We start from the raw sequence: 22,332 nt of genomic DNA, 5'->3' as shown, positions 1-22,332 counted from the left end.
TTCTATTATTACTATTCGTCAATTAACACGCCGAGATGATGGGAAGTTGATTCGGCAATCAAATCATCTTTAAAATCGCCATTATCAGCAGCATTAATTATCTTCATTGAGGCATCAACCACATCTGGCTGCAAAGCATTAACCCAATGAATACGCGAATCTCTTCCAAACCAACCCATTTGTTTTCTAGCAAGACGTTTAGTTTTCTGAGCAATATCAGCAAATGCTTCGTCTTCGCTACAAACCCCATCTAAATAGTCCATTATTTGCTTGTATCCCAAAGCCCTTATAGCAGTAACACCAAGCTTTGAGCGAATCTCTTTAACTTCGTTTACAAAACCCTGCTCGCGCATCATTTTTGTGCGAAGATCCACTCGTGCATCCAAATCTTCTCTACTTAAGTCCAATCCGATTTGCACGCAATCAATCAAATACTTGTATTTTGGCAAAGTTGCAGAATACGGCTTACCTGTTAGCTCAATAACTTCTAGCGCGCGAATTGTTCGGCGCGAATTTCTTGGATCCATATTTTTAGCAGCCACTGGATCTAGCCTTTGTAATTCTTCAAAAAGCGCCATTGCTCCTTGCGATTTTTCGCGCTCTTCCAAAGATTTGCGAACATCAGGATTTGTGCCAGGAAAAGTTATATCATCTACAGCAGCGCGAGCATATAGACCAGATCCTCCAACAAGAATCGGGCGAATACCTTTTTCTTGCAAATCTCGTATGCATTGGCGCGCAAGCGTTTGAAACTTTGCAACGCTCATAGATTCTTGAGGATCAATAATGTCTATTAAATGGTGCTTAATCTCGCTTTGCTCTTCTTTAGTGGCTTTTGCTGTACCAATATCCATATAACGGTACATTTGATATGCGTCTGCGTTAATAATTTCCGCTTTTACACCACGTTCAGCAAATTTCTTTGCAATCGCAATACCAAGACTCGTTTTGCCAGATGCTGTTGGTCCTACAATCGAAATCACTTTCGGCGGTTTGCACACAATGCGCTCCTACGTAGCAAATTTAAGCTAATAAAATTTAAGCTAATAAAAATAGACTTACTTCTTCTTAGCTTTTTTAGACTTTTCCGCAAGCAATCTAAGAGTATCTGCAGCTGCTTCTTCTGGAGCATGAGTATGGTGTTCCTCGTCTCCAGGCAAAGGATTAGCATAACCAAGATTCACGTTAAGCAAACGCTCTGCTTGAGTCTCGTCAATCTTTTCCGATAATGCGATTTCCGATATAAGAATACTGCGAGCGCGCGCAAGCATGCGCTTTTCTCCAGCAGAAAGTCCGTGTTCGTCAACGTCTCGCTGCGACAAATCGCGAACTACTTCCGCAATCTTATTAACATCGCCCGTAGCAATTTTCTCAACGTTAAGCTTGTATCTTCTAGACCAATTCATTTCTTTTTCAATGATTGGCGTACGCAAAATCTCAAAAACTTTAGCAACTTCTTTGGCGCCAACAATGTCTCGAACGCCAACTTTTTTAACATTATCTACAGGAACGTTAATCTCTAAACCATCTGAAGACAATACGACTAAGCGCAAATATTGCCTAGTAACACCCTTAACAGTACGTTCACTAATTTCCTCGACTCTAGCCGCACCATGACGAGGATAGACGACCATATCGCCGACTTGATAACCCACAGAACCCTCCGTATGCACAGAAAAACTCATTTCAGTTTCCCATAAGGCAAAGACTTGAACGCTCCTAAATTATTTTTTTGACTTATTAGTCAAACTTTGCTCAAAACACACAAGACATACGCAAATAATGTTGTATGATAGACAACATGAGTACAGTATCTAACATCAATGAAGATGCAATCGCAGTTGCCGTTCGTCAAGACGTGCTTGCTGCGGTGAGCAATGCAGAATATTACAATCCTCACGAGGTCCTTGGTGGACATCTCGGAACTGGCAATGGCGCTGGTACTGCCACGGTTCGCGTTTTACGACCAATGGCCAAGAAAGTAACAATTCTCACTAAGAGCGGCGAATACGAAGCTCAGCACGAATACAATGGCATTTTTGTTGCCACTATTCCTGCAACCAAACACGCTAAAAGCAAAGAATGGTCTGTTCCTAGCTATCGCATTCGTACCGTAGAAGTAGACGGCACAGAGTCTGTAGACGACGATCCGTACCGCCACTTGCCTCAAATCGGCGACATGGACATGTACCTGTTTGGCGAAGGCAGGCACGAAAGACTTTGGGAAGCACTAGGTGCTCATGTTAAAAGCATTACTGATTCTTGGGGTCTTGTAAGCCCAGAAACAGGCAAAATGGTTAAAAAAGTTACTGGAACATCCTTTACTGTGTGGGCTCCAAACGCTCGCGCTGTAAGAGTTGTTGGCAACTTTAACTATTGGAATGGCCGCCGTCACGCAATGCGTTCGCTTGGCTCTAGTGGCATTTGGGAGCTTTTTATTCCAGGAGTAGGCGCAGGCGAGGTTTACAAGTTTGAGATTATGACTCAAGCTGGAAACTGGATTATGAAGGCAGACCCAATGGAGCGCTCGCACGAAGTTCCACCTAACACTGGCTCTGTTGTTGTTGACTCCGACTTTAAGTGGCACGATAGCGAATGGCTTGAGCATCGCGCAAAAACTAATGCGCACGATGGCCCTGTTAGCATTTACGAAATTCAAGCAAATAGCTGGAATCGCGATTACGACAATTATCGCGAGCTTGCAGATCACTTGGTTGATTACGTTCAGCAAGAAGGCTTTACTCACGTTGAGTTTATGCCTCTTACACAATATCCATTCTCGGGATCTTGGGGATATCAAGTTACAGGATATTATGCTGTTGATTCCAGACTTGGAAGTCCAGACGACTTTAAGTACTTAGTAAACAAGCTCCACAAGGCTGGAATTGGTGTGATTATGGATTGGGTTCCAGCACACTTCCCTAAGGATGACTTTGCTTTGGGCAGATTCGACGGCACTGCGCTTTACGAAGACCCAGATCCTCTTCGCGGTGAGCACCCAGATTGGGGAACGTACATATTTAACTTTGGCAGACACGAGGTTCGCAACTTCTTGGTTGCTAACGCGTGCTTCTGGCTTAGCGAGTATCACGTTGACGCTTTGCGAGTAGACGCTGTGTCTTCTATGCTCTACTTGGATTACAGCCGCGAAGCTGGCCAATGGCGTCCAAACATGTATGGTGGGCGCGAAAATCTTGAAGCTATTGACTTTATTAAGGAAGCGAACGCTACTGCATACAAGAATAATCCTGGAATTATGATGATTGCAGAAGAGTCCACTGCATATCAAGGCGTTACTGCTCCTACAGACATGGGTGGCTTAGGCTTTGGCTTAAAGTGGAACATGGGCTGGATGCACGACACTTTGCAATACCTTAAAGAAGAGCCGATTAATCGCCGTTGGCATCACAACGAAATCACGTTCTCTATGGTTTACGCGTATTCCGAGCATTACGTGTTGCCTCTTAGCCACGATGAAGTTGTGTATGGCAAGGGATCTCTTCTTGGAAAGATGCCTGGAGACGAATGGCAACAGTTTGCTGGCCTTCGAGCTCTCTTGGCGTATCAATGGTCTCACCCAGGAAAGAATCTTCTGTTTATGGGCGGAGAAATCGGCCAGTCTTGCGAATGGAACTTCAACAATTCGCTTAATTGGCACGAGCTTCAATGGCCATTCCATCAAGGAGTTCAAAAGCTGGTTGCAGATCTTAATGCTTTGTATAAGAGCTCTAGGGCATTCTGGAGCCAAGACTTTACGCCAGATGGATTCCAGTGGCTTACTAGCGACGATTCCGACCACAACACATTAAGCTACATGCGAATCGGAGACAACGGCGAAGAAATCGTTGTTGTTGTTAACTTCTCTGGTCAAGCATGGCAAGATTACCAAGTGGCATTGCCTAAGGGTGGAAAGTGGCAAGAGATTCTTACTACTGACGACGCTAAGTATTGCGGATCCGATATTCACAACGGCACATTTACTGCTGCAGCCGAAGAGTATCATTCTAGGCCGTATTCTGCAAGGATTACTGTTCCAGCACTTGGAGCTGTATTCCTTAAGCCACTAGATTAAGGTAATAATTAAATAGCTAAAAGGAATCTAAACTAGGTAAAATGTTGGACACTCCATTGCAAACAAGTGCTCCTCGAACAATTCTTGTTGTAGAAGACGAGCCAGATTTAGCTACAGCTATAGCGCAAAGAATTGCTGCTAGAGGTTGGAAAGCTAGAGTTGTTTGCGATGGAGTGTCTGCTGTTAAAGCAGCGTTAAGCTTAAAACCAGACCTTATAATCATGGATATTATGCTTCCGCTTATGGATGGCATAGAAGCAACGCGAAGAATAGTATCTAAATGCCCGATTCCTGTTCTTATGCTTACAGCAAGAGACTCAGAAGCAGATAAGTTGGCTGGGCTAAGCGCAGGAGCAGACGACTATGTTACAAAGCCATTCTCCCCTAGAGAGCTTATTGCAAGATGCGGTGCGCTTTTAAGAAGAGTTGAGCGCGCGGCAATAATTGCAAAAAGAGAACAATACAACACTTTGATTAAGTTTGGAAACTTGATTATTGACACAAAGCAAAGACTTGTTACGATTGGCGAAAAAGCAATCCACTTTACGCCTACAGAGTTTTCTTTACTTACGACTTTTGCAAATCACCCTCACGAAGTGTTAAAAAGAGAAACGCTTTTAGAAAAAGTCTGGGATTGGCCAGATGCTTCGGGAACGCGCACAGTTGATTCCCACGTTAAATCTTTAAGACATAAGATTGGATCTGATTGGATTCGCACAATACATGGAGTAGGCTACGCTTTTGAGCCACCTAAAGAAGATTATGAGCCAGAATTTGATTCTCAAAAATAGCAAAGATCATAAGAACATAAAAAATAGCAATCTGCTAAAGAGTTCATTAAAAAATTCAATGAAGAATACTCTAAAGAATCCACTGCCTCATCCTAAAAGCGCAATCGGATTTTTTACGTCATTAAAAGGCGAATTGTCTGCGATTATTGTTTTTGCAACCGCTATAGCATTTGTTATGGCATGGTTTTTGCTAAAAGTTGGATTAAGTGGTTGGATTGCAATGCCACTAACTCTTGCAGTTGCATTAGGAATAACATACGCGTTTTCTAGAGGATTAACTTCCCCACTTAGACAAATGCGCGATGCTGCAGAAACGATGGCAGATGGCGACTATTCTGTGCGTGTTCAAATCGAAAGCAGAAAAGACGAAGTTGGAAAACTCACTCTTGCTTTTAACGAGATGGCAGAAGAACTAGAGCACGCAGACAACATGCGCCGAGACCTTATAGCAAACGTTAGCCACGAGCTTAGAACGCCTGTTAGCGCTTTACAAGCAATGGTAGAAAACCTTGCAGATGGCGTTGTGGAGCCAACACCTTCCAATATGGAAGCAATCGTAAATCAAACACATAAATTAGCTGATTTAATCACTTTTCTTCTTGACTTATCTAGAGTAGAAGCAGGCGCAGAAAGCCTTGTTATTACAAGTTTTGACTTTAAAGACTTTATTAACAACATTGTAGAAACAGTAAAAATCGCAGACGCGGGTCACAATCACAGCATAAGTCTTAATATTGAAAACAACATTATGCTTGTTGGAGACAAAAATCGCCTATCTCAATTGTTTACAAACGTAGTATCTAACGCAATCAAACATTCTGCAGACAACACTAAGATTCTTATAAGCGCTAAGTCGAATCACGAAAAAAATATTTTAGTTTGCAATGTTATTAATTTTGGAACGCAAATTCCTGAAGAAAATCGAGCAGATATTTTCCGCAGATTTGTTAAGGGAAATCAAGGAATAGGAACAGAGTCTGGAGGAACTGGATTAGGACTTTCTATTGCAAGATGGGCTGCTCTGCTTCATCACGGAAACGTTAGAGTTGTAGACGATAAACGTGGAGTTAATTTTGAGATAACATTGCCGCTTACATATAGCGAATAGAAAGATCTCGCGCGTTTTAAGAGCATAAACGTACAAGCTAAAAACGCGAAATCCATAATCACGCAAATCTAAGAGTATAAAACGCTTTCTTTAGACCACACTCCAGCCAGCGCAAAACACGCAAAAACAGCAACACCGCTTTTATTTAGCTCTTTAACACAGTTTTTTAGCGTAGACCCCGTGGTAATAATGTCGTCTATAATAATCACTTTGTACCCGCTTTTAATGCCCTTTACGTTTACAGATAAACCTTTAGACGTGCGCAAAGACCTTTGCCTACTCCCCCTTGCTTGAACCGATTTTCCCCTTACATTAATCATTTTAATTGCTTTAACAAAAGTAGCATCAACACCTTGTTTTTTAAGACTTTTAACAACATTTTTAGCTATTGGGTCCATATGACTTCTGCCGCGCTTTCTTTTAGATGCAAAAGACGAAGGAACTGGAATAATGGCCACTTTGCTTGAGCTTCCAACAACACTAATAATCAAGCTAAAAAGCAAGTTAGAAAAAGGCTTATCTAAAAGTTGGTTTCCATGATCTTTCCATTGCAAAATACACCTTCTTACAGCCCATCCATATGTTGCACAAGAATAAATATTTTTGCAAAACACTCCGCTAAACGGATCCATATGCCACTTACTAAACTTTGATTTGCATTCGTTGCAAAGTACGCAATCTGCCATTGAGCAGCCAGCACAAGAAATTGGAAAAGCAAGATTAAGAATGGTCTTAAGCAAATTTACCCAAGAAACGTTGGAAATAAGCCGATTTTGTTTGCTTTTGTTAAGGTTTTTGTAAATCATAAAAAGACGATAACAATGCTAAAAACAAATAGCAATAAAATTAGAGCAATGTGGTTAAAGGCTTTTTACTTAAAACTTTAGTTAAGTATTTACTTAAGACTTTAGTTAAGACTTTCTAATAGCTTAGAGCACAATTCAAAAGTGTTATTAGGATTTTTTACGCAAATCGCAAGCGCTCCTGTTAAAGAAGTTGGATAATCGTTTCCGCCTTTGTACATGCGATCTCCCACAAAAGCAACAGATTTTAGCGAAATGCCGCAAATCTTACAAAGAGAATCAAGAGCATAGGCCTTGTTGTTTCCTTTGCAAATAATATCAACACTTGTCTCTCCGCCAGCTCGCACAGAAAAGTCGGGCAAATATGCAGAAATTTGTTCAGCTAGCTGCTCCTTTAGCTTGCCGCTAGGATCCCAATCCTTTTTAAGTTCGATTGGAGCAAGCTGCCCTAGTGCAGAAAAAGTGATTTGAGTACCACGATTTTCTATTTGACTACCCCAAAGATCTTTGTCTCCAACGCTTTTTAGCAATCCCATTTTTTTAGCGCAATCTTTAACAACACTAATAATGCGATTTGCGTCTTTTACGGAAATCGTGTGAGAATACACGCATTTAAGACTGCCATCAACAATTCGATAATAGCTTGTTCCATTAGTTGGCATAATGTGAAAATTGTCTAGATTCGTAGAAGCAGGCAAAACGCTTAAAACTTGGCTTTTGACTAATCGCAAGTCTCCGCCCGTAATTAAAGCAACAGGAATTTTATTGATTAAATCTCCAAAAACCTTGCACATTGGGCTAGTCATAGGTTTTTTAGAGCATGCAAGAGTGTTGTCTAAGTCAAAACCAATAAGTGAACACAAAGCAAGACGCTCACAAAGCCCCTGCTCATTGTACTCATGAATATTTGGCTCCAACGATTTCCTCCTGTACAAACTATGCAATTCAAGTATTCCATATTATCAACATATTTACTACACCGTTTTGTGTTTGCACATTAATCAAATGCCCTAGCATACAAATAAAGTTAAGTGTATGACGTCTTTAGTATGGGAACAAAAAAGATACAGAAACCGCCACGGACGCGGCATGCGTGCGCCAATGTTTGGCACGCGACTTCCTAGATACAGAACAGCCAGCGGAATGTTCGATTCAATGGTAGCAGCTCAAATTAGAAGACTTAACAGTGCTTGGTCAAATCTTATAAAAGACGTTCAATTTGCTGTAGAAGATGTTCCTCCAAGCCAGCCAGTTTTGTGGGAAAGTAATAAAAGAATAATGTCTCAAGCTTTTCCTGCATCTAAAGGAATACCACAAAGAATAGTTTTGTACAGACTCCCACTATGCACACACGTTACTAGCAGAGCTGAGCTTCAATACGCGATTAGAGACGAAATAGTGCAACGTTTAGCAGAATTGTACGGAAGAAGACCAGAAGAGATCGACCCAGATTGGGGATTGTAAATAACAGCCTAAAAAGCCCTAAGTCTACTTTACAATCGAAGGATTCGAGCGAACTTTAACACTTATACTGTTAGGGTCAAGCGACTTAGAAGGAATCCATGCAACGCCTGCAAAACCAGCATCGTTTACTGCTTTTGATTGAATCCTAGACGCAAACGAAACGCCAGACTTAGATTTAATAGTAAACATAACAGCTTTAGGATTAATATCTTTCGCTAAAATCGTTGAAACAGTATAAGACTTAACTTCAATAGTCTTAGACGCTACTTTTAAGCCAGAAGAATCGTAAGCACTAATCTTTACATTGGCATTATCAACAGATCCGTTTGCAATATGTAGCGAAGTTTCGTCTGCAGAAAATGGGGAAACAAGCGCACTATTTGTAATAGAACGAACTGAATTAACAAAAGCAATATCGCTTTGACCATCTTTGCCACTTTTTTCAACAGAAGCCATAGCAAAAATCGGAACGCTACTTTGCGCAAAAATCGCCCCAACGCCCTTAGGTACTTCTGGTAAATCAACAACTTGAATTTGTCTTGCACTAAAATCTACTTGTTTTATGCTCTTTTTTCCAGAATCATCAAGCCAATACAAATCGACTTTTCCGCTTTTATTAGACCAAATATAAGCTTTGGCTTGGTCGCCTTCACTAACTCCTGGCAAAACAGGCTCTAAAGATGCTGATTCTTGCGGAGAAATAATATCCACGCCTTTAGAAGCAAGACCAGATGAACGAATAAACTTAACGAACGACGAAACTGGAGCCTGTTCGCTTAAAACTTGAATATAAAGACCATCCGACTTTGATGCAGCTGCAGAAATGTTAAAGTAAGCATCACTATGTGCTGGAACAGTAAAAGTGCTTCCTGTAGAAAGATTTAGCTGCGCTCCCGATTTATTAGTTGACCACGCTTTAACGCTTACAACTGTAGGCTTAGACGAAAGATTAACAGAGTTTAATCTTACAGAAACACCTTCCGCTATTCTTGGAATAATAAAGTTTTGGCGCATTGAAGGAGATACGCAAGAAGTGGCAGATAATCCTTTTAAGTCGCCGTTTGTAGCCCAAGACGCAACAGATGCAGCAGACCCAGTTCCAGATTGCGCACTTAAAAGACTACTTTCCAAAACTTGAGCATCTTTATCTACATTACTTTCTGCAAAATAAGCTCTATCTTGGCTTTCGCTTGAATCACTAGGATCACTAGAAGAACTAGAAGGATTGTTAAAAGATTTGTTAACTAAATCTTTAGAATCGCCAGCATATTTTACGCCGTTAAAAGTGGACTTATAAACGTTGCCAAAAGACGCATATCTGGCTATTGACTTTAAGTCTCCTTCGGATTCTTGAAACTCGCTATCGCCATATTTTGCTGAATCTGGTAAAGCTATTCTGCTAGGGCAAACTGTTTGCAAATTTGTAGAACTAACACGCTTTTCTACGCTTCCAATAGGAAAAATCGGGTCGTCTGTTAGCTGTTTTAGTGGTAATACGCAAGACGCAACAACAGCACAAGAAACAAGTATTGCAGCGCTTAAAATAGACAAAGACCACAGCTTGAATCTTCTAAAACGAACAGAAGCGCTAATCGAAGCAGCATCTTGTGCATGACGATGACTATTTTTAGAATTCGTATCTGACTTCATTAATCTACCTGCCATTTATCCGTCTAATCAATCATAGCTTCTAACTAATCATCCTAATTATTCACGCTCTATTTATTCACGCTCTATTACGTTATTGCTGTTAAAACGAGGCAAAGCAACCAGGCAATACAATAGCAGCACTAAAGCAAAAACAACAATCCATGGAATTCTCCAAGAAAGTGTGCGCGAATGGCTATAAATCGAAGTTTTAGAAGAAGACATGTCTGCTACATCGTCGAATCTGCAATACGTTCCATGACTAGATGAAACAACAAGCTGAGTTCCTTCCGAAGCGTTTACGTTTGCAATCAACTTTTCTGTTGCGTCTTTATTTGCGTCGCCTTCTAAGCTAATCATTGAATTATTAGCCGCTAAATCGTTTTTGGCTTTAGAATCATTAACAATGTAAATTCCGCCAATACCAAGCTGCTTTAAGGTTACAATCGACTCATCGCTTGCGTGAGAAAGAAGCTTAGAAGCCGCGTAATAAAGCGTATTCGTACTAGGAGAATTCCCATATAAAACATCTCTAACTTGTAAAGATGGAGATAAGTCAACTAAATCGCCACGAGCGGTGCGCATAAGCGAAATATTCAACTCACGACTATTCACAGCTTTAATCGCAAGAACGCGATTTGCACTATTCTTATTTAAGTAGTCCGAAACAACCATTGGCAGGCCACTATCGCTTGCGTAAACGGAGGTTACAGGTCCGCTAATGATCGCAAATAATCCAAGCAAAGCAGCAACTGCAAAAATTCCAAAAGCTAAAATTCCTCTTGCAAGATGAATAAGCTTTTTCATCATTGCTTTAGCAGAACGATTCATAGCTGCACGCTTAGAAACGCGAGTAGTGTAATCGTCTGGATTATTGTCTTGATTAGCAGAATTAGATTTTCGCAAAGGTTCAAACCTACGAACTGCTTTTCCTGCAACCATGCACATGCATGCAAGAACACCAAGAGCGCTCAAGCTTACACCTGGAAGAACACTTGCACTAATAGGACCGTCAAAATCGGATGCAACAACAACGCGGCAAGCGACTAAAGAAAGCACCATTCCACTAACTATTACAACCCACATCATTCTTGAAACTCTTAAAGCAAACGGAAGAGCAAGCGCGCACAAAGCCATTAGTACAGCTAAGGCTGCGAACACAATCATGATTATTCCGCGAAGTTGCAAAATTAACATTGAACCCGAAGAAAAATGATTCAAATCAATGTTAAACGCTCGAAGCAAAACATCTATATAACTACTAGCTCTAGGAGCACCATTTATTTTTTGAGAAGGCAAAGCCATACTAGCAAAAATTTGACGCCACATTCCAGTTCCAAAATAGCGCACAACGCTACCCAATGTTGGCAAAAGAACCAAAACAGATGGAACAGGCATTAGCGCAAGCATAAAACGATGCGAGCGCACCATAATAATCGATGCAACAAAAATAACAAACATTGGCAGCAAAAGCTGAGGACTTGCCGCAAGCGGAACCATAAAGCACAAAGATGCGCAAGCTGCGCTTTGGATTGACGCAACTGGAACAACAGGGTCTTCTGTAACATACATTCCTACAGCGTGGAAAGCGAACGCAAATGCAGCTGGCAAAAATACCATTGTTAGAATCATTGGCAAATCGCCTCTAGCAAAAACGCCAAAAGCCATAGCAATCATTGTCCAACAAAGACCAGAGCACACTCGCACAATGTCTGATCTAGTAAAGACGCCTGCGAGCGCCCAAAAACTTAGTAGCATAGCAGGAGCTGCAAGGAAAAATATAGCGTTTATTGCAGCTAACGTGTTACCACCAAACACAATGGAAGCTAGCATCCAAATCATAAGAAGCGGAGATGGAGGAAGAGGAGACGCAAAACCGTCGTCTGGAATATATGCTCCAATCGCAGACTTAAACAAATCACTAAAACTTGTTCCAGTAGAAAGAAGCTGGCTTGAATAAAGCGAAGATCCAGAAAGAATCTTATTAATTGGAGCTCCGTAAAGAAGTATTACGGTTGCAAAAACGAGTAGAGATGCACAAATTGCAGCGCTCCATCTAAACAAAACTCTTCTATGCAAGTGTTTTCTTGCAAGCGGACTTAAAATAACACCCTTTTTTTGAGTCTTAAAAGCAATAGTTTTGTCTTTCCAACGCGTAATTTGACTACGACTTGCTATAAGAGAAGTGAGTCGTTTTAAGGAAACTTTTGAAACTCTAGACACTCGTCTTCTTGCAAAAATAGCGCGAGGTAATTGCGCTAACGCAATCCAAGGAAGCATAAGACGCATAAACGCAACATACGGCTGCTTAGCAAACAAAGATTGAAGTGCGCGGATTATTGACATTGGAACAGAGCAAAGCCAAATAAGAGGCCACATAATAACGCTAACATCTGTATACATGTATCTTTGCTTTGCCATAATCGAATAAGCTAAGCCGTAGCAAATATTGGTTTTTTCTGCATCGCGCTCTTCGCCGCTCCTAGTGCGAAGACCGTCAAAACGCGCTCTTCTATGCGCGATTCTGGCTTGTGGTACAACAACAACTCGCCCACCGCTTAAAACGACTCGCCTACAAAAATCGTTAGACTCTTCAAAAGTGGTAAGCCAAGGCTGAGTTCCTCGCATTGTTTGCCAAGTGCTAAGCGAAACTAAAGCGCCTGCAAGAGAAACAGAATAGACGTCTCCCCTAAAATCGTATTGCTCTTGATCTGGCTCGCCTTCTACGCTAAGCGAATGCACTTTATGTTTCCACGCATACATGCCAACGTTATGAAGAATTTTTCCTTGCCAATCAACTTGTTTTGCACCAAGAACGCAAGCTGTTGGAGTGTTTCGCCAAGTCTCTCTTAAAGCTTCCAAGCATTTTGAATCGCAAGGTTTTGAATCGTCATGCAAAAGCCACAGCGACTTAACGCCTTGCAATGGCAAAAGTTTTCTTAAAGACTTTTCTACAGCATCTCCAAATGATTTTGCAGACTTAATAGGAAGAATAACAACTTTTACTTGCTTATATTGTTTGTAGGAATCAGTGTTATTGCCACTGTACGCATTGCCATACGCATTACTAAAAGCTTGATTTCCGTTGGAAAAATCTGCACTAGAAATTAATCCCGATAATTGAGTTGGCTCTATTTGAACGTTAAAAGACTTTACTAACTCTTTTTGTGTTCTATTAGCACAATCAGCTACAACAATAGTTCCAGGAAGAACACTTTGATTTATAACCGCTTGCAAAGTTTCTTCGTAAAACCGCGTATCTTGCTCAACGCTCATTATTGAAACAATAGAAGAATCAACCTCGCGAGGCTTTATTCTATTCATAGCAGAAAAGACTTGTAAAACATCGTTTTCAAAAGTGCAAGTTTCAGCGGTTATTGAATCCATACATAACAGTTTACGCAAGGGGTATGTATTATGCATGTTAAAATCTCAATAGAATACACTATAATAGTGATTTATATGTGCATTTACGAAAGAAGGAAGCATGGCAGCCTCTCGGTATAATCAAGACCGTCGGTACCAAACTAACTATTGGGACTCATCTGCACCACACCATACTCTCAATAGTCAAATGCTTAATAATACTCGTAAAATCATTTGCATGGCAATTATTGCCGTTCTAGCCTTTTTAACTACAATAATCGCATCCGTATGGCTTGACTTTTCTTCTACTATTAGTTCGCGCGTTATAAAAACCATCTCAACAAGCACCAAACAGATTCAGTCAATAGACCCTAATGCTGGTAAAACTATTAATATTCTTGTTCTTGGTCAAGATACTCGAGAAGGTAAGAATCGCGCTTTTCAGGGCGGCGGAGAAGACGAAAATCATCAATCAGACACAGCAATGATTGTTCAAATCAGCGCAGATAGGTCTTATATAAACATTGTTTCAATTCCAAGAGATTCAATGGTTAAAGCCGCATCGTGCAATACGTCTAAAGGCAGAATTCCAGCTAGACGTAAAGTTATGTTTAACTCGATTTTCGCACTTGGATACGCTAAGGGAGGCGACTTAGCAAGCGCAGCATCATGTACGCTTGCAACAGTAAACGAGATTACTGGCTTAAACATAACAGATTTTATTGTTGCAGACTTTAGCGGTTTAAGCGATATGATTAACGCGATTGGCGGAGTAACCCTGTGCATTCCTGTAAACACTAGGGATTACTACACGGGCGTTAACCTAAAGCGCGGACTCCAACACCTTGATGGCGTGCAAGCAACACAATATGCAAGAATGAGGCACGACAGCGCAAGCGACGGAAGCGATATTATGCGAACAACGCGCCAGCAATATCTTCTTAAGCAACTTATTCATCAAGCGCTATCTAAGAATCTTCTAACACAGTCGGGCCAACTTTATCAACTTGCAAAATCAGCTCTAAAGTCACTTAATATGAGCCAGGGTCTTGCAAACCCTACAACACTGGTTGGTTTAGCTGCAAGCCTTCGTAATCTAAAGCCTTCGCACATTTACGCACAAACAATACCGATTGCAACCGACCCATACGATGAAAATCGTGTTATTTTAGACGAAAGCGCGCAAGACGTTTGGGATTTAATGCAAGAAGATAAGCCGTTAACTAAAGATTTAGGCGAAAAACCAAGTAAAAGTAAAAAGTCTTCAAAAAAGAACTCAAAGAGCAGTAAAAAGTCTGATTCTAAAGAAAACTCCGATACTTCTAGTGCAGATTCTAACGACTCTGAGGAGTCTACAAATTCTGGCGAGAATAGCCTTAATTCCTCTAATTCCTATGCAGATCCAAATGCAGTTAAAATTGGGCGCGTGGATCCAAAAACTGGATTAGCAAAAGACAACTTAGGCAGACTTATTGATCCAAATAGCGGCGGAATCGTTAACCCAGAAGACGGAACAATAAGAAACCCACAAACTGGTCACTACATGGGAATTGCAGATAAATACCTAAATAATACAATATGCGCTGTTCCAAAAGGAAAATAATACACTAGAAAAAGCACGTTGTTAAATCGTTTATAACTACGTTGCTTTATAATGCCATTGGTAGTTTTCACTAATAATTATGCATACATATAGACGCCATCAATATTGCAAATGTATGGCTTAGGGAGGATAAATGAGCCAGCAACGTCCAGAAGACGCTTTGGGGAATCAAAATAATCCACCTAGCTTTACTCCATCGAATAAACACAATAAAAACGCGAATTCAATACCGAGCTTTCCGCCTAAAAATGCACACAATAACGCGCATAAAAACAGCGAATTAAACAAGCAAGAGACTGTTCAGCGTGCACCGTCGTTTGAGCCAAAGCCTAGAAAAGTAAGCCAAAATTCGCAAAATTATCGCGCACAAAATCACAGAGCACAAGACTACAGCTCGCAATACTACCCCGAACAAAATCAGCGTTTGAGTCAAAATAATGCGAGTGCATCTAGTTTTACTCCAAAAAGAATCCAAAACTTTAGTCAAAACGAAGTTAGACCAATAGCAAGTAATTCTTCTGTTGGAGCTCTTGCTTTTAGAAAAAAACATCGCTTACTAAAGTACTTATCCCTGCTTTTAGTAACAATATTGATTCTTGTAGGAGCATGCGGCGTTTTATCTTGGAACTGGGTTGACTCTCAAATTAAGCGAGATAATTGGCTAACGGATACTCCAGATACTCAAGAAACAACTTGGCTAATTTTAGGATCGGATCAACGAGAAGGCGAAGAAGCAAAAGAAATAACTGGATTTAGAACAGATACGATTCTTGTTTTAACAAAACCAGTAAGTGGGCACAGCTCCTTAATATCCATTCCAAGAGACTCGCTAGTTTCTGTAAACGGCCAGCAAATGAAGATTAACACAGTTGCACAAGATCTTGGAAATAGAGCACTAACAAAAACCGTTGAAAAAATTACTGGCCACAAAATAGACCACGTTGCAGAAATAAAATTCGCAGGACTTACAAACGTTGTAAACTCGCTTGGAACAATAGACTTATGCTACGATCGCACAGTTAGCGATGCCTACAGTGGGCTTAATTGGACTGCAGGATGCCACAGTGTAGACGGAAACGTTGCATTAGCATTTTCTAGAATGAGATATGCAGATCCTCAATCTGATTTTGGAAGAGCTGCAAGACAGAGAATGGTAATTAGCGCAATAATGAAAAAAGCTTTATCTAGCAGCACGCTTACAAACTTCTCGAAAGTAAAAGGTTTTGCAAAAGCATCGCTTGATTCTGCAATATTAGACGAAAACTCGAATCCTGGAACACTGCTGAACATGGGTCTTGCTTTTAAGGAAGCAACAGGAAAAGACGGCGTAACAGGAACAGTCTATTGGACTAATCCAGATTATTGGGTGTATTCAGTTGGATCATCCGTTTTGTTAGACGATGCTAAAAACATTGAATTATTCGATCAATTATCTGCTGGAACGCATGCGCCTGGAAACGTTGGAACGCTTGCAGAGCAATAAACATAATTTTAGCTAATCATATTTAGCCAATTTAGCCTTTAACCACATTTGTGGTTTTTACTTGCATATTTCTTAATCGCAATACACTATTGCGTTATGGAATACAAAAACAATGCAAACAATACTAAAAGCATAGCTTCAAAACCAATGTTTTGGATGCAAATAATGGCAAATATTGTGCCTATTTTAGCCAATGTTGCTCTTGCTATAATGGCGTTTTTGCAAAAAAGTTGGATGATGCTTGCAATGATTGTTCCTAGCATAATGATGTATATTGCTTGCTTAATACCGCAAATTGTTCAATACAATTCAAACAAAAACAACAAAAGTTTAGTAAAGAATAATACGAATCAAAGCGTTCACTTTAGCAAAACAACAGTCGACTCTCATATTAAAGGTGTTCCAGAAACTCTTGTTCCAATCAACCTAGAAGCAATGCTGATTAATAACGCAAATCAAATCGTTTCTACAAATTACTCTAAAAACATGCAAAATCGTGTTCCTCCATGGAAAAATGTTGTATACGCTTGGCTAGTGTCTTCTAAAAACTCTTTAGAAGCTCCAATCGGAATAAACAGCAGCGGTTACTTTTGTATAGATCTTGTTAAAAATGGCCCGCACGCGCTTGTAGCAGGAACAACTGGGTCTGGAAAATCCGTTTTACTAACATCTTTGTGTTTGGCTCTAGCTTTTAGATATTCACCTAAATTATTGCAATTTGTGTTTATGGACTTTAAGGGAGGAGCTACATTCGATTCTCTTTCCACACTTCCACACAGCGTTGGAAACGTTGGAGACTTAAATCTTAAGCATGCTGCAAGAGCATTGCGCGGATTAGAAATGGAATTAGACAGGCGAGAAAGATTGGTGGCAAATCAAGGCTGCCACGATATTAGTCAAGTAAAACCAAGCGAGCCTTCAATGGTGATTGTTATAGACGAGTTCCATGCTCTTAAAAATCAACTACCCGATTACATGAATCGCCTAATACGCATAGCTTCTGTTGGAAGATCCCTAGGAATGCATCTTATAGCGTGCACACAAAATCCAATGGGACAAGTAAATGCAGATATGAAAGCAAATATGTCTATAAACATTTGTTTAAGAGTTAGAGACGCAATGCAATCGCACGAACTACTTGGGTCTCCTGCCGCTGCAAGCATAAACCCGAATAATCCTGGAGCAGCATATTGCAATACGGGAGACGGAATAGTAGCGTTACAATGTTCACAAAGTCAAAACAAAAATTCGCTTATAAAAGCAATCGAATTGGCTGGAAAATTCTATTGCTACAAAACTCCTAAGCAATTGTTTAGCGCTCCCCTACCAAAATACTTAAATAATTCAACACTTAATAAATACTGCAAAAACACAAAAGATAGCGAGTTTGGACTTTTAATCGGCTTAAAAGACGACGGAATTAACTTAAGCGAAGCAATTTTGCCAACAAATCTTGGAAACATAGCAATTATTGGTGGAAGCAAACGAGGAAAGTCTAATCTTATAAATGTGATTAAAAATGCTATTAGTGTGCAAAATCTTGATTCAAAAAACATTCACATTCAAGACAACGCAGACTCACTTTTAGAGCCTTTTAACAGCGACGAAAAGTCTAAAGAATTGCAATGCAAACTAAAAGACACTAAAACAGCAGTAATATTTTGCTCTCAAAACGCAAGACACATACGCATACCAGAGCAAGCGCCAGTAAGAATAATCTTCCCAACAGGCGATGCTGCAACAGACTCAATGCTTGGAATACCTACCGACTTACTAAAAACACTAAGCGCGGAAGATTATCAAACACCAGGAAGATGCATAATGGTGATTCCTGGAAAAGCTAATTTGCTGCAAATATTGAGTTTTACATAAAAATATGACTTAAATCACTCAAAAAGATTAAAAAAATTTTGTAAAAGTCTTGAAAAAAAGTTATATTCATGCTTTCCTGGAGTGCGGATAGTTTTATACAAAATCTAGCAAATTTAGTAAAAATATACGCGTATTAAAAAGAGGTTATTTACTTATGAGTAGCGCATTCGACTGGCGTGCAAAAGCAGCTTGCCGAGATAAGGATCCTGAACTTTTCTTCCCAGTAGGAAATAACAGCTCATCCAATCAGCAAGTTGAAGAAGCCAAAGCAGTGTGCAGAACTTGTAATGTTGCCGACAATTGCTTAAGATGCGCTCTAGAAACAAGCCAAGATTACGGCGTTTGGGGCGGTCTTAGCGAAGATGAAAGGCGCTCGCTAAAGCGTAGAGCAATGCGAGCGCGCAGAAATCAAAACGCTGAATTTTAGTTAGATAGACTACTCTACTCCAGGAACGCGCAGCTTAATATCCAGCAAAACGCGAGTTCCGCCTTCTCTTCGCGATTCCCACTTAACAGTGCCACCAAAATCGTTAGTAACAAAAGTGTTGATTAGCTGAGTGCCTAATCCAGATCCAGAAGACTTTGCCATTCCATGCAAGGATTCGCTTTCGATTCCGCCGCCATTGTCTTCTACAACAATACTAAGATTGTCTCCTCCACGACCAACAGAAATCTTAATATGACCTTCACTCATGCCTTCAAAACCGTGCTCAACAGCATTTGTAACAAGCTCGGTTAAAACAAGAGAAAGAGGCGTTGCGTCTTGAGCTGCAAGCTTGCCGAATTTACCACAAAAATCAACTGTAATATTTTGATTTTGCGAAGCAAGTTCAATCGTCATTTTAAGCAAGCTAGAAATCACTTTGTCGAAGTCAACAACCTCATCGGCTGTCTGGCTTAAACCTTCGTGAACAAGAGCAATAGTTTGAACTCGCCTTTGAGCTTCTTCTAGCTCTTTTCTAACTTCGTACGACTTAGTTTTTCTAGCTTGAAGACGAAGCAAAGCAGAAACAGCTTGAAGATTATTCTTAACGCGATGATGAATCTCGGAAATAGTAGCGTTCTTAGTCTGAAGCTCCTTTTCTCTTCTAAGAACCTCCGTAACATCTCGGCAAAGAACAACTGCACCAGTTCTATCGTTAGGACCATAAAGCGGCAGCGAGCGCATAGAAACAACGGAATTATTTACTTCTAACTCGCAATCAACATCTGCTTTACCGCTTAATACCAAAGGCAAGCTTTCGGGAACAACATCGTTTGTGTGAAGAAGACGCGCTCCAAACTCGCACAAGAACTCGCCTTGCATAGTGTTTAATCCGCCAAGTCTGCGGAAGCAGCTGATTGCGTTTGGAGAAGCATAGCGAACAACACCGCTTTCTTCTAAAATAATAAAACCATCTGCAACTCGAGCATTGTGGCGCTGATTTAGCATTGAATCGTGGTACGGAAACTGCTCGCGCGCAATCATGTCGAACAACGTTTTGCCAGCATTAATGCTTTCCGTCTCGTATCTACCATTTGATTCTCTTGTTGCAAGATTTGTTTCTCTAAGAACAAGACCAAGCGTTTTGCCATTGTGACGAACTGGAGCGTAAACATTGCAAACAGTAGCTCTTCCAACAGTTCTTAAAACCGAAGAGTGGAAACTTGTTTCTTTACTCATTGCTGCTTCTAGCTCATTATGCATTGATTCATCTAGCTTTACGCCGAGTAAATCTTCGGTTCTAAGCGTGATTGCTGTAGACGGACGGCATTGTTCTGCTACAACGTAATCTCCATTGCCATTTTGAATAACTAAAAGCAAGTCTGCAAAACTTAAATCTGCTATTACTTGCCAATCTGCTACAAGGTGATGCAACCATTCGCGATCCGACTCGTCAAAATCTGGACGTGTTGCAAGAATATGAGAAAAATCAGCCATGATTTAATAATATAAACACGCGAATATAAACACGCGAATATTCCAAAGTTTCGCAAGTACATATAAAACAAACAAGTACATATAAAACAAAAGTGCAGAAGTTTTATCTCCTGCACTTTTATCTACATCTAATAGCTTGCACTAATACGAGTCTTACGACTAATCCAATCCAAGCTCCAAGTTTCCACCAGGAATTGCGTCGAGAAGATCGCGAGTATATTCCTTTTGAGGATGATCAAACACTTCGTCGGTTGTAGCATGCTCAACAAGCTTTCCGTGCTGCATAACAACAACCTCGTCCGCAATCTGACGAACCACTGCCAAATCGTGAGTGATGAACAAGTAGCTTAATCCGCGCTCTGCTTGCAAATCGTTAAGCAAGTGCAAAACCTGATCTTGTACAAGCACGTCTAATGCAGAAACAGCTTCATCGCAAACGATTACGTCTGGATCCAATGCCATTGCGCGCGCGATTGCAATGCGCTGACGCTGACCGCCAGAAAGCTCGTTCGGGAATCGAGTCATAACAGAAGCAGGCATGCGAACCATGTCCAAGAGTTCACGCACACGATTCTGGCGACTCTTTTTATCACCAATCTTATGGATTCGCAAAGGCTCTTCAATAGAACGATAAATCGAATACATTGGGTCGAGCGAACCGTAAGGATTTTGGAATACTGGCTGAACATGACGACGGAAATCAAGCAAATCTGCGCCCTTTAAGTCAGCAATATTCTTGCCCTCGTAGGTAACAGTTCCACTTGTTGGCTTTAGTAATCTCAAAACCATGTTTGCAACAGTAGACTTACCAGAACCAGATTCGCCCACAATTGCCAACGTTGTTCCGCGCTTAATAGAGAACGAAACATCGTCAACAGCTTTGAAAAGTTCCTTCTTGCGCGGAAGCTTAAACTCGCGAGTTAAGTGGTCGACTGTAATAATATGCTCGCTCTTTTCAAGAGTTTGCTCGCCTACTACGTGATGCTCAAGCAAATTATCCGCGTTGCCACCATGCTCCTTAACGGAGATGATTCGCTGAGAAGCAAGGCTTGGAGCGGCAGCAACAAGTCGCTTAGTGTACGGATGCTGTGGGTGCTGCAAAACGTCCAAAGATGGACCAGACTCAACAACGCGACCCTTATACATAACAACAACGTGCTGAGCACGAGCTGCAGCCAAACCTAAATCGTGAGTAATAAACAGAACGGAAGTACCTAGCGAATCTGTAAGCGTATGCAAATGGTCAAGAATACGCTTTTGCACAGTTACATCTAGTGCGGAAGTTGGCTCATCTGCAATAAGCAAATCTGGACGGCAAGCCAAGCCAATCGCGATTAACGCGCGCTGACGCATACCACCAGAAAACTCGTGTGGGAACTGACGTGCGCGAGTTGCAGCATCTGGCAAACCAGCTTCATCAAGCAAACCAGCAATGCGGTCTTCAACGCTTGCACCAACAACATACTTTTTGGCTATTTCCCAAGCCTTGTCGTCGTTCACACCATACTTGATTAAATCATCTGCAACGCGCCAACGAGTTTCGGAACCTGGAACCCACTCTTTTTTGTAGTATTCCATAGCTTCATTAAACTTTTCGGTATTCGTTTGCTCGCTAAGACCAGCCTGCGCCAAAGCTTGCTTTGCTTCGTCCAATAATGCGCTCAGTTCTTTAGACCCAAGGAAGATTTCGTCTTCGTTGCTTTTAACTTCTACAGCGTCTCCTGCTAAAGCTTCTGCCAAAGCGGAGCGCTTCTCATGGCTAACATCAACGCCATTTGCAAGAAGAGCTTCTTTAACTTGAGTTCCAATTCGCCAAACAGGGTTCAAATTACTCATAGGGTCTTGCGGAACCAATCCCATTGCCGTTCCGCGCAAAGCCGCATAATCTTTAGGCTTTAGATTGCTTATTTCTTGACCTTTAAGCTTAATAGAACCACCAGTAACGTGACCTGTTCCAGGGAGTAAACCAAGAACCGCCATTGCAGAAGTAGACTTTCCAGAACCAGATTCGCCTACGATTGCAACCCACTGACCTGGGTAAACGTTAAAGCTTGCATCGCGAACAGCGTGTACGGCCTTTTTAGAATCCGTTGTAAAGTCAACTTGAAGATTTTTAACTTCCAGCAAAGGACCCTGCTCGCGTTGCATTGCAATAGTATCTACATTTTTACGTGTTGCTGTGTTCATAATCACTATTCCTCC

Annotated in this window: 16 protein-coding genes; 8 read left to right on the top strand and 8 right to left on the bottom strand. The window is 41.0% G+C overall.

Annotated elements, in window-relative coordinates; translation table 11 throughout:
- Positions 1-11: 11 nt before the first annotated feature.
- The gene (gene miaA / locus ACPEIW_RS02370) at positions 12-1,001 is read right to left on the bottom strand and encodes a tRNA (adenosine(37)-N6)-dimethylallyltransferase MiaA (protein WP_032815473.1); all 990 of its coding nucleotides are present in this window, start codon (positions 999-1,001) and stop codon (positions 12-14) included.
- 57 nt (positions 1,002-1,058) lie between these two features.
- Positions 1,059-1,655, bottom strand: a complete 597-nt coding sequence (locus ACPEIW_RS02365) for a CarD family transcriptional regulator (RefSeq protein ID WP_128813736.1) — start codon at positions 1,653-1,655, stop codon at positions 1,059-1,061.
- A 146-nt stretch (positions 1,656-1,801) separates the two neighbouring features.
- Here ACPEIW_RS02365 and glgB point away from each other — a divergent pair, with 146 nt between their 5' ends.
- From glgB to ACPEIW_RS02350, 3 genes are read left to right on the top strand one after another with little or no spacing between them, the layout of a single operon-like run.
- Positions 1,802-4,072 carry a 1,4-alpha-glucan branching protein GlgB gene (glgB, locus tag ACPEIW_RS02360; RefSeq protein ID WP_425664151.1) on the top strand — a complete coding sequence of 757 codons (2,271 nt, stop codon included), beginning with the start codon at positions 1,802-1,804 and terminating at the stop codon, positions 4,070-4,072.
- A gap of 41 nt (positions 4,073-4,113) precedes the next feature.
- Positions 4,114-4,863, top strand: a complete 750-nt coding sequence (locus ACPEIW_RS02355; RefSeq protein WP_004131998.1) for a response regulator transcription factor — start codon at positions 4,114-4,116, stop codon at positions 4,861-4,863.
- Positions 4,864-4,921: 58 nt separating this feature from the next.
- Complete coding sequence (locus tag ACPEIW_RS02350; RefSeq protein ID WP_409256831.1) at positions 4,922-5,971, top strand: sensor histidine kinase; 1,050 nt, start codon at positions 4,922-4,924, stop codon at positions 5,969-5,971.
- Positions 5,972-6,039: 68 nt separating this feature from the next.
- On the opposite strand, the gene ACPEIW_RS02345 is transcribed toward ACPEIW_RS02350, so the two are convergent.
- Positions 6,040-6,777, bottom strand: a complete 738-nt coding sequence (locus ACPEIW_RS02345) for a ComF family protein (RefSeq protein WP_425664149.1) — start codon at positions 6,775-6,777, stop codon at positions 6,040-6,042.
- 101 nt (positions 6,778-6,878) lie between these two features.
- Positions 6,879-7,691 (bottom strand): HAD-IIB family hydrolase, encoded by an 813-nt coding sequence (locus tag ACPEIW_RS02340; RefSeq protein WP_016834647.1) that lies wholly within the window; start codon positions 7,689-7,691, stop codon positions 6,879-6,881.
- Positions 7,692-7,809: 118 nt separating this feature from the next.
- Here ACPEIW_RS02340 and ACPEIW_RS02335 point away from each other — a divergent pair, with 118 nt between their 5' ends.
- Positions 7,810-8,238, top strand: coding sequence for a metallopeptidase family protein (locus ACPEIW_RS02335; protein ID WP_004131993.1), 429 nt, complete (start codon positions 7,810-7,812; stop codon positions 8,236-8,238).
- Between the two features lie 24 nt (positions 8,239-8,262).
- On the opposite strand, the gene ACPEIW_RS02330 is transcribed toward ACPEIW_RS02335, so the two are convergent.
- Both ACPEIW_RS02330 and ACPEIW_RS02325 read right to left on the bottom strand, forming a co-directional pair.
- Positions 8,263-9,888 (bottom strand): DUF5719 family protein, encoded by a 1,626-nt coding sequence (locus ACPEIW_RS02330; RefSeq protein WP_425664381.1) that lies wholly within the window; start codon positions 9,886-9,888, stop codon positions 8,263-8,265.
- A gap of 72 nt (positions 9,889-9,960) precedes the next feature.
- Positions 9,961-13,272 (bottom strand): glycosyltransferase family 2 protein, encoded by a 3,312-nt coding sequence (locus ACPEIW_RS02325; protein WP_425664146.1) that lies wholly within the window; start codon positions 13,270-13,272, stop codon positions 9,961-9,963.
- A 100-nt stretch (positions 13,273-13,372) separates the two neighbouring features.
- On the opposite strand from ACPEIW_RS02325, the gene ACPEIW_RS02320 reads away from it, so the two are divergent.
- The 4 genes from ACPEIW_RS02320 to ACPEIW_RS02305 all read left to right on the top strand — a co-directional run bounded on the left by ACPEIW_RS02320 (position 13,373) and on the right by ACPEIW_RS02305 (position 18,636).
- Positions 13,373-14,854: an LCP family protein gene (locus tag ACPEIW_RS02320; protein WP_032815468.1), complete on the top strand. Its 1,482-nt coding sequence runs from the start codon at positions 13,373-13,375 to the stop codon at positions 14,852-14,854.
- A gap of 133 nt (positions 14,855-14,987) precedes the next feature.
- A complete protein-coding gene (locus ACPEIW_RS02315) occupies positions 14,988-16,337 on the top strand; it encodes an LCP family protein (protein ID WP_425664144.1) in 1,350 nt (449 codons plus the stop codon).
- Positions 16,338-16,433: 96 nt separating this feature from the next.
- Positions 16,434-18,209 (top strand): FtsK/SpoIIIE domain-containing protein, encoded by a 1,776-nt coding sequence (locus ACPEIW_RS02310; RefSeq protein WP_425664142.1) that lies wholly within the window; start codon positions 16,434-16,436, stop codon positions 18,207-18,209.
- Positions 18,210-18,363: 154 nt separating this feature from the next.
- Complete coding sequence (locus ACPEIW_RS02305) at positions 18,364-18,636, top strand: WhiB family transcriptional regulator (RefSeq protein WP_016636286.1); 273 nt, start codon at positions 18,364-18,366, stop codon at positions 18,634-18,636.
- Between the two features lie 9 nt (positions 18,637-18,645).
- Here the strand turns inward: ACPEIW_RS02305 and ACPEIW_RS02300 are convergent, their stop codons facing one another.
- Together ACPEIW_RS02300 and ACPEIW_RS02295 are read right to left on the bottom strand one after the other, a co-directional pair.
- On the bottom strand, positions 18,646-20,130 hold the full coding sequence (locus ACPEIW_RS02300; protein ID WP_004574649.1) for a sensor histidine kinase: 1,485 nt from the start codon (positions 20,128-20,130) through the stop codon (positions 18,646-18,648).
- 159 nt (positions 20,131-20,289) lie between these two features.
- Positions 20,290-22,317, bottom strand: coding sequence for an ABC transporter ATP-binding protein (locus ACPEIW_RS02295; RefSeq protein ID WP_346284344.1), 2,028 nt, complete (start codon positions 22,315-22,317; stop codon positions 20,290-20,292).
- Positions 22,318-22,332 lie beyond the last annotated feature (15 nt).

This window comes from Gardnerella piotii (assembly GCF_049815665.1).
Classification (GTDB): Bacteria; Actinomycetota; Actinomycetes; order Actinomycetales; family Bifidobacteriaceae; genus Bifidobacterium; species Bifidobacterium piotii.
Note: the sequence above shows the minus strand (reverse complement) of the source record. Positions and strands in the feature narration are given on the sequence as shown.

What these genes read in the sequence shown, in the direction of transcription:
- ACPEIW_RS02295 (WP_346284344.1), bottom strand. Translation starts at nt 22,317, where the DNA reads ATGAACACAGCAACACGTAAAAATGTAGATACTATTGCAATGCAACGC.
- ACPEIW_RS02305 (WP_016636286.1), top strand. Translation starts at nt 18,364, where the DNA reads ATGAGTAGCGCATTCGACTGGCGTGCAAAAGCAGCTTGCCGAGATAAG.
- ACPEIW_RS02335 (WP_004131993.1), top strand. Translation starts at nt 7,810, where the DNA reads ATGACGTCTTTAGTATGGGAACAAAAAAGATACAGAAACCGCCACGGA.
- ACPEIW_RS02355 (WP_004131998.1), top strand. Translation starts at nt 4,114, where the DNA reads ATGTTGGACACTCCATTGCAAACAAGTGCTCCTCGAACAATTCTTGTT.
- ACPEIW_RS02320 (WP_032815468.1), top strand. Translation starts at nt 13,373, where the DNA reads ATGGCAGCCTCTCGGTATAATCAAGACCGTCGGTACCAAACTAACTAT.
- ACPEIW_RS02345 (WP_425664149.1), bottom strand. Translation starts at nt 6,777, where the DNA reads ATGATTTACAAAAACCTTAACAAAAGCAAACAAAATCGGCTTATTTCC.
- ACPEIW_RS02310 (WP_425664142.1), top strand. Translation starts at nt 16,434, where the DNA reads ATGGAATACAAAAACAATGCAAACAATACTAAAAGCATAGCTTCAAAA.
- ACPEIW_RS02300 (WP_004574649.1), bottom strand. Translation starts at nt 20,130, where the DNA reads ATGGCTGATTTTTCTCATATTCTTGCAACACGTCCAGATTTTGACGAG.
- glgB (WP_425664151.1), top strand. Translation starts at nt 1,802, where the DNA reads ATGAGTACAGTATCTAACATCAATGAAGATGCAATCGCAGTTGCCGTT.
- ACPEIW_RS02350 (WP_409256831.1), top strand. Translation starts at nt 4,922, where the DNA reads ATGAAGAATACTCTAAAGAATCCACTGCCTCATCCTAAAAGCGCAATC.
- ACPEIW_RS02325 (WP_425664146.1), bottom strand. Translation starts at nt 13,272, where the DNA reads ATGGATTCAATAACCGCTGAAACTTGCACTTTTGAAAACGATGTTTTA.
- ACPEIW_RS02330 (WP_425664381.1), bottom strand. Translation starts at nt 9,888, where the DNA reads ATGAAGTCAGATACGAATTCTAAAAATAGTCATCGTCATGCACAAGAT.
- ACPEIW_RS02315 (WP_425664144.1), top strand. Translation starts at nt 14,988, where the DNA reads ATGAGCCAGCAACGTCCAGAAGACGCTTTGGGGAATCAAAATAATCCA.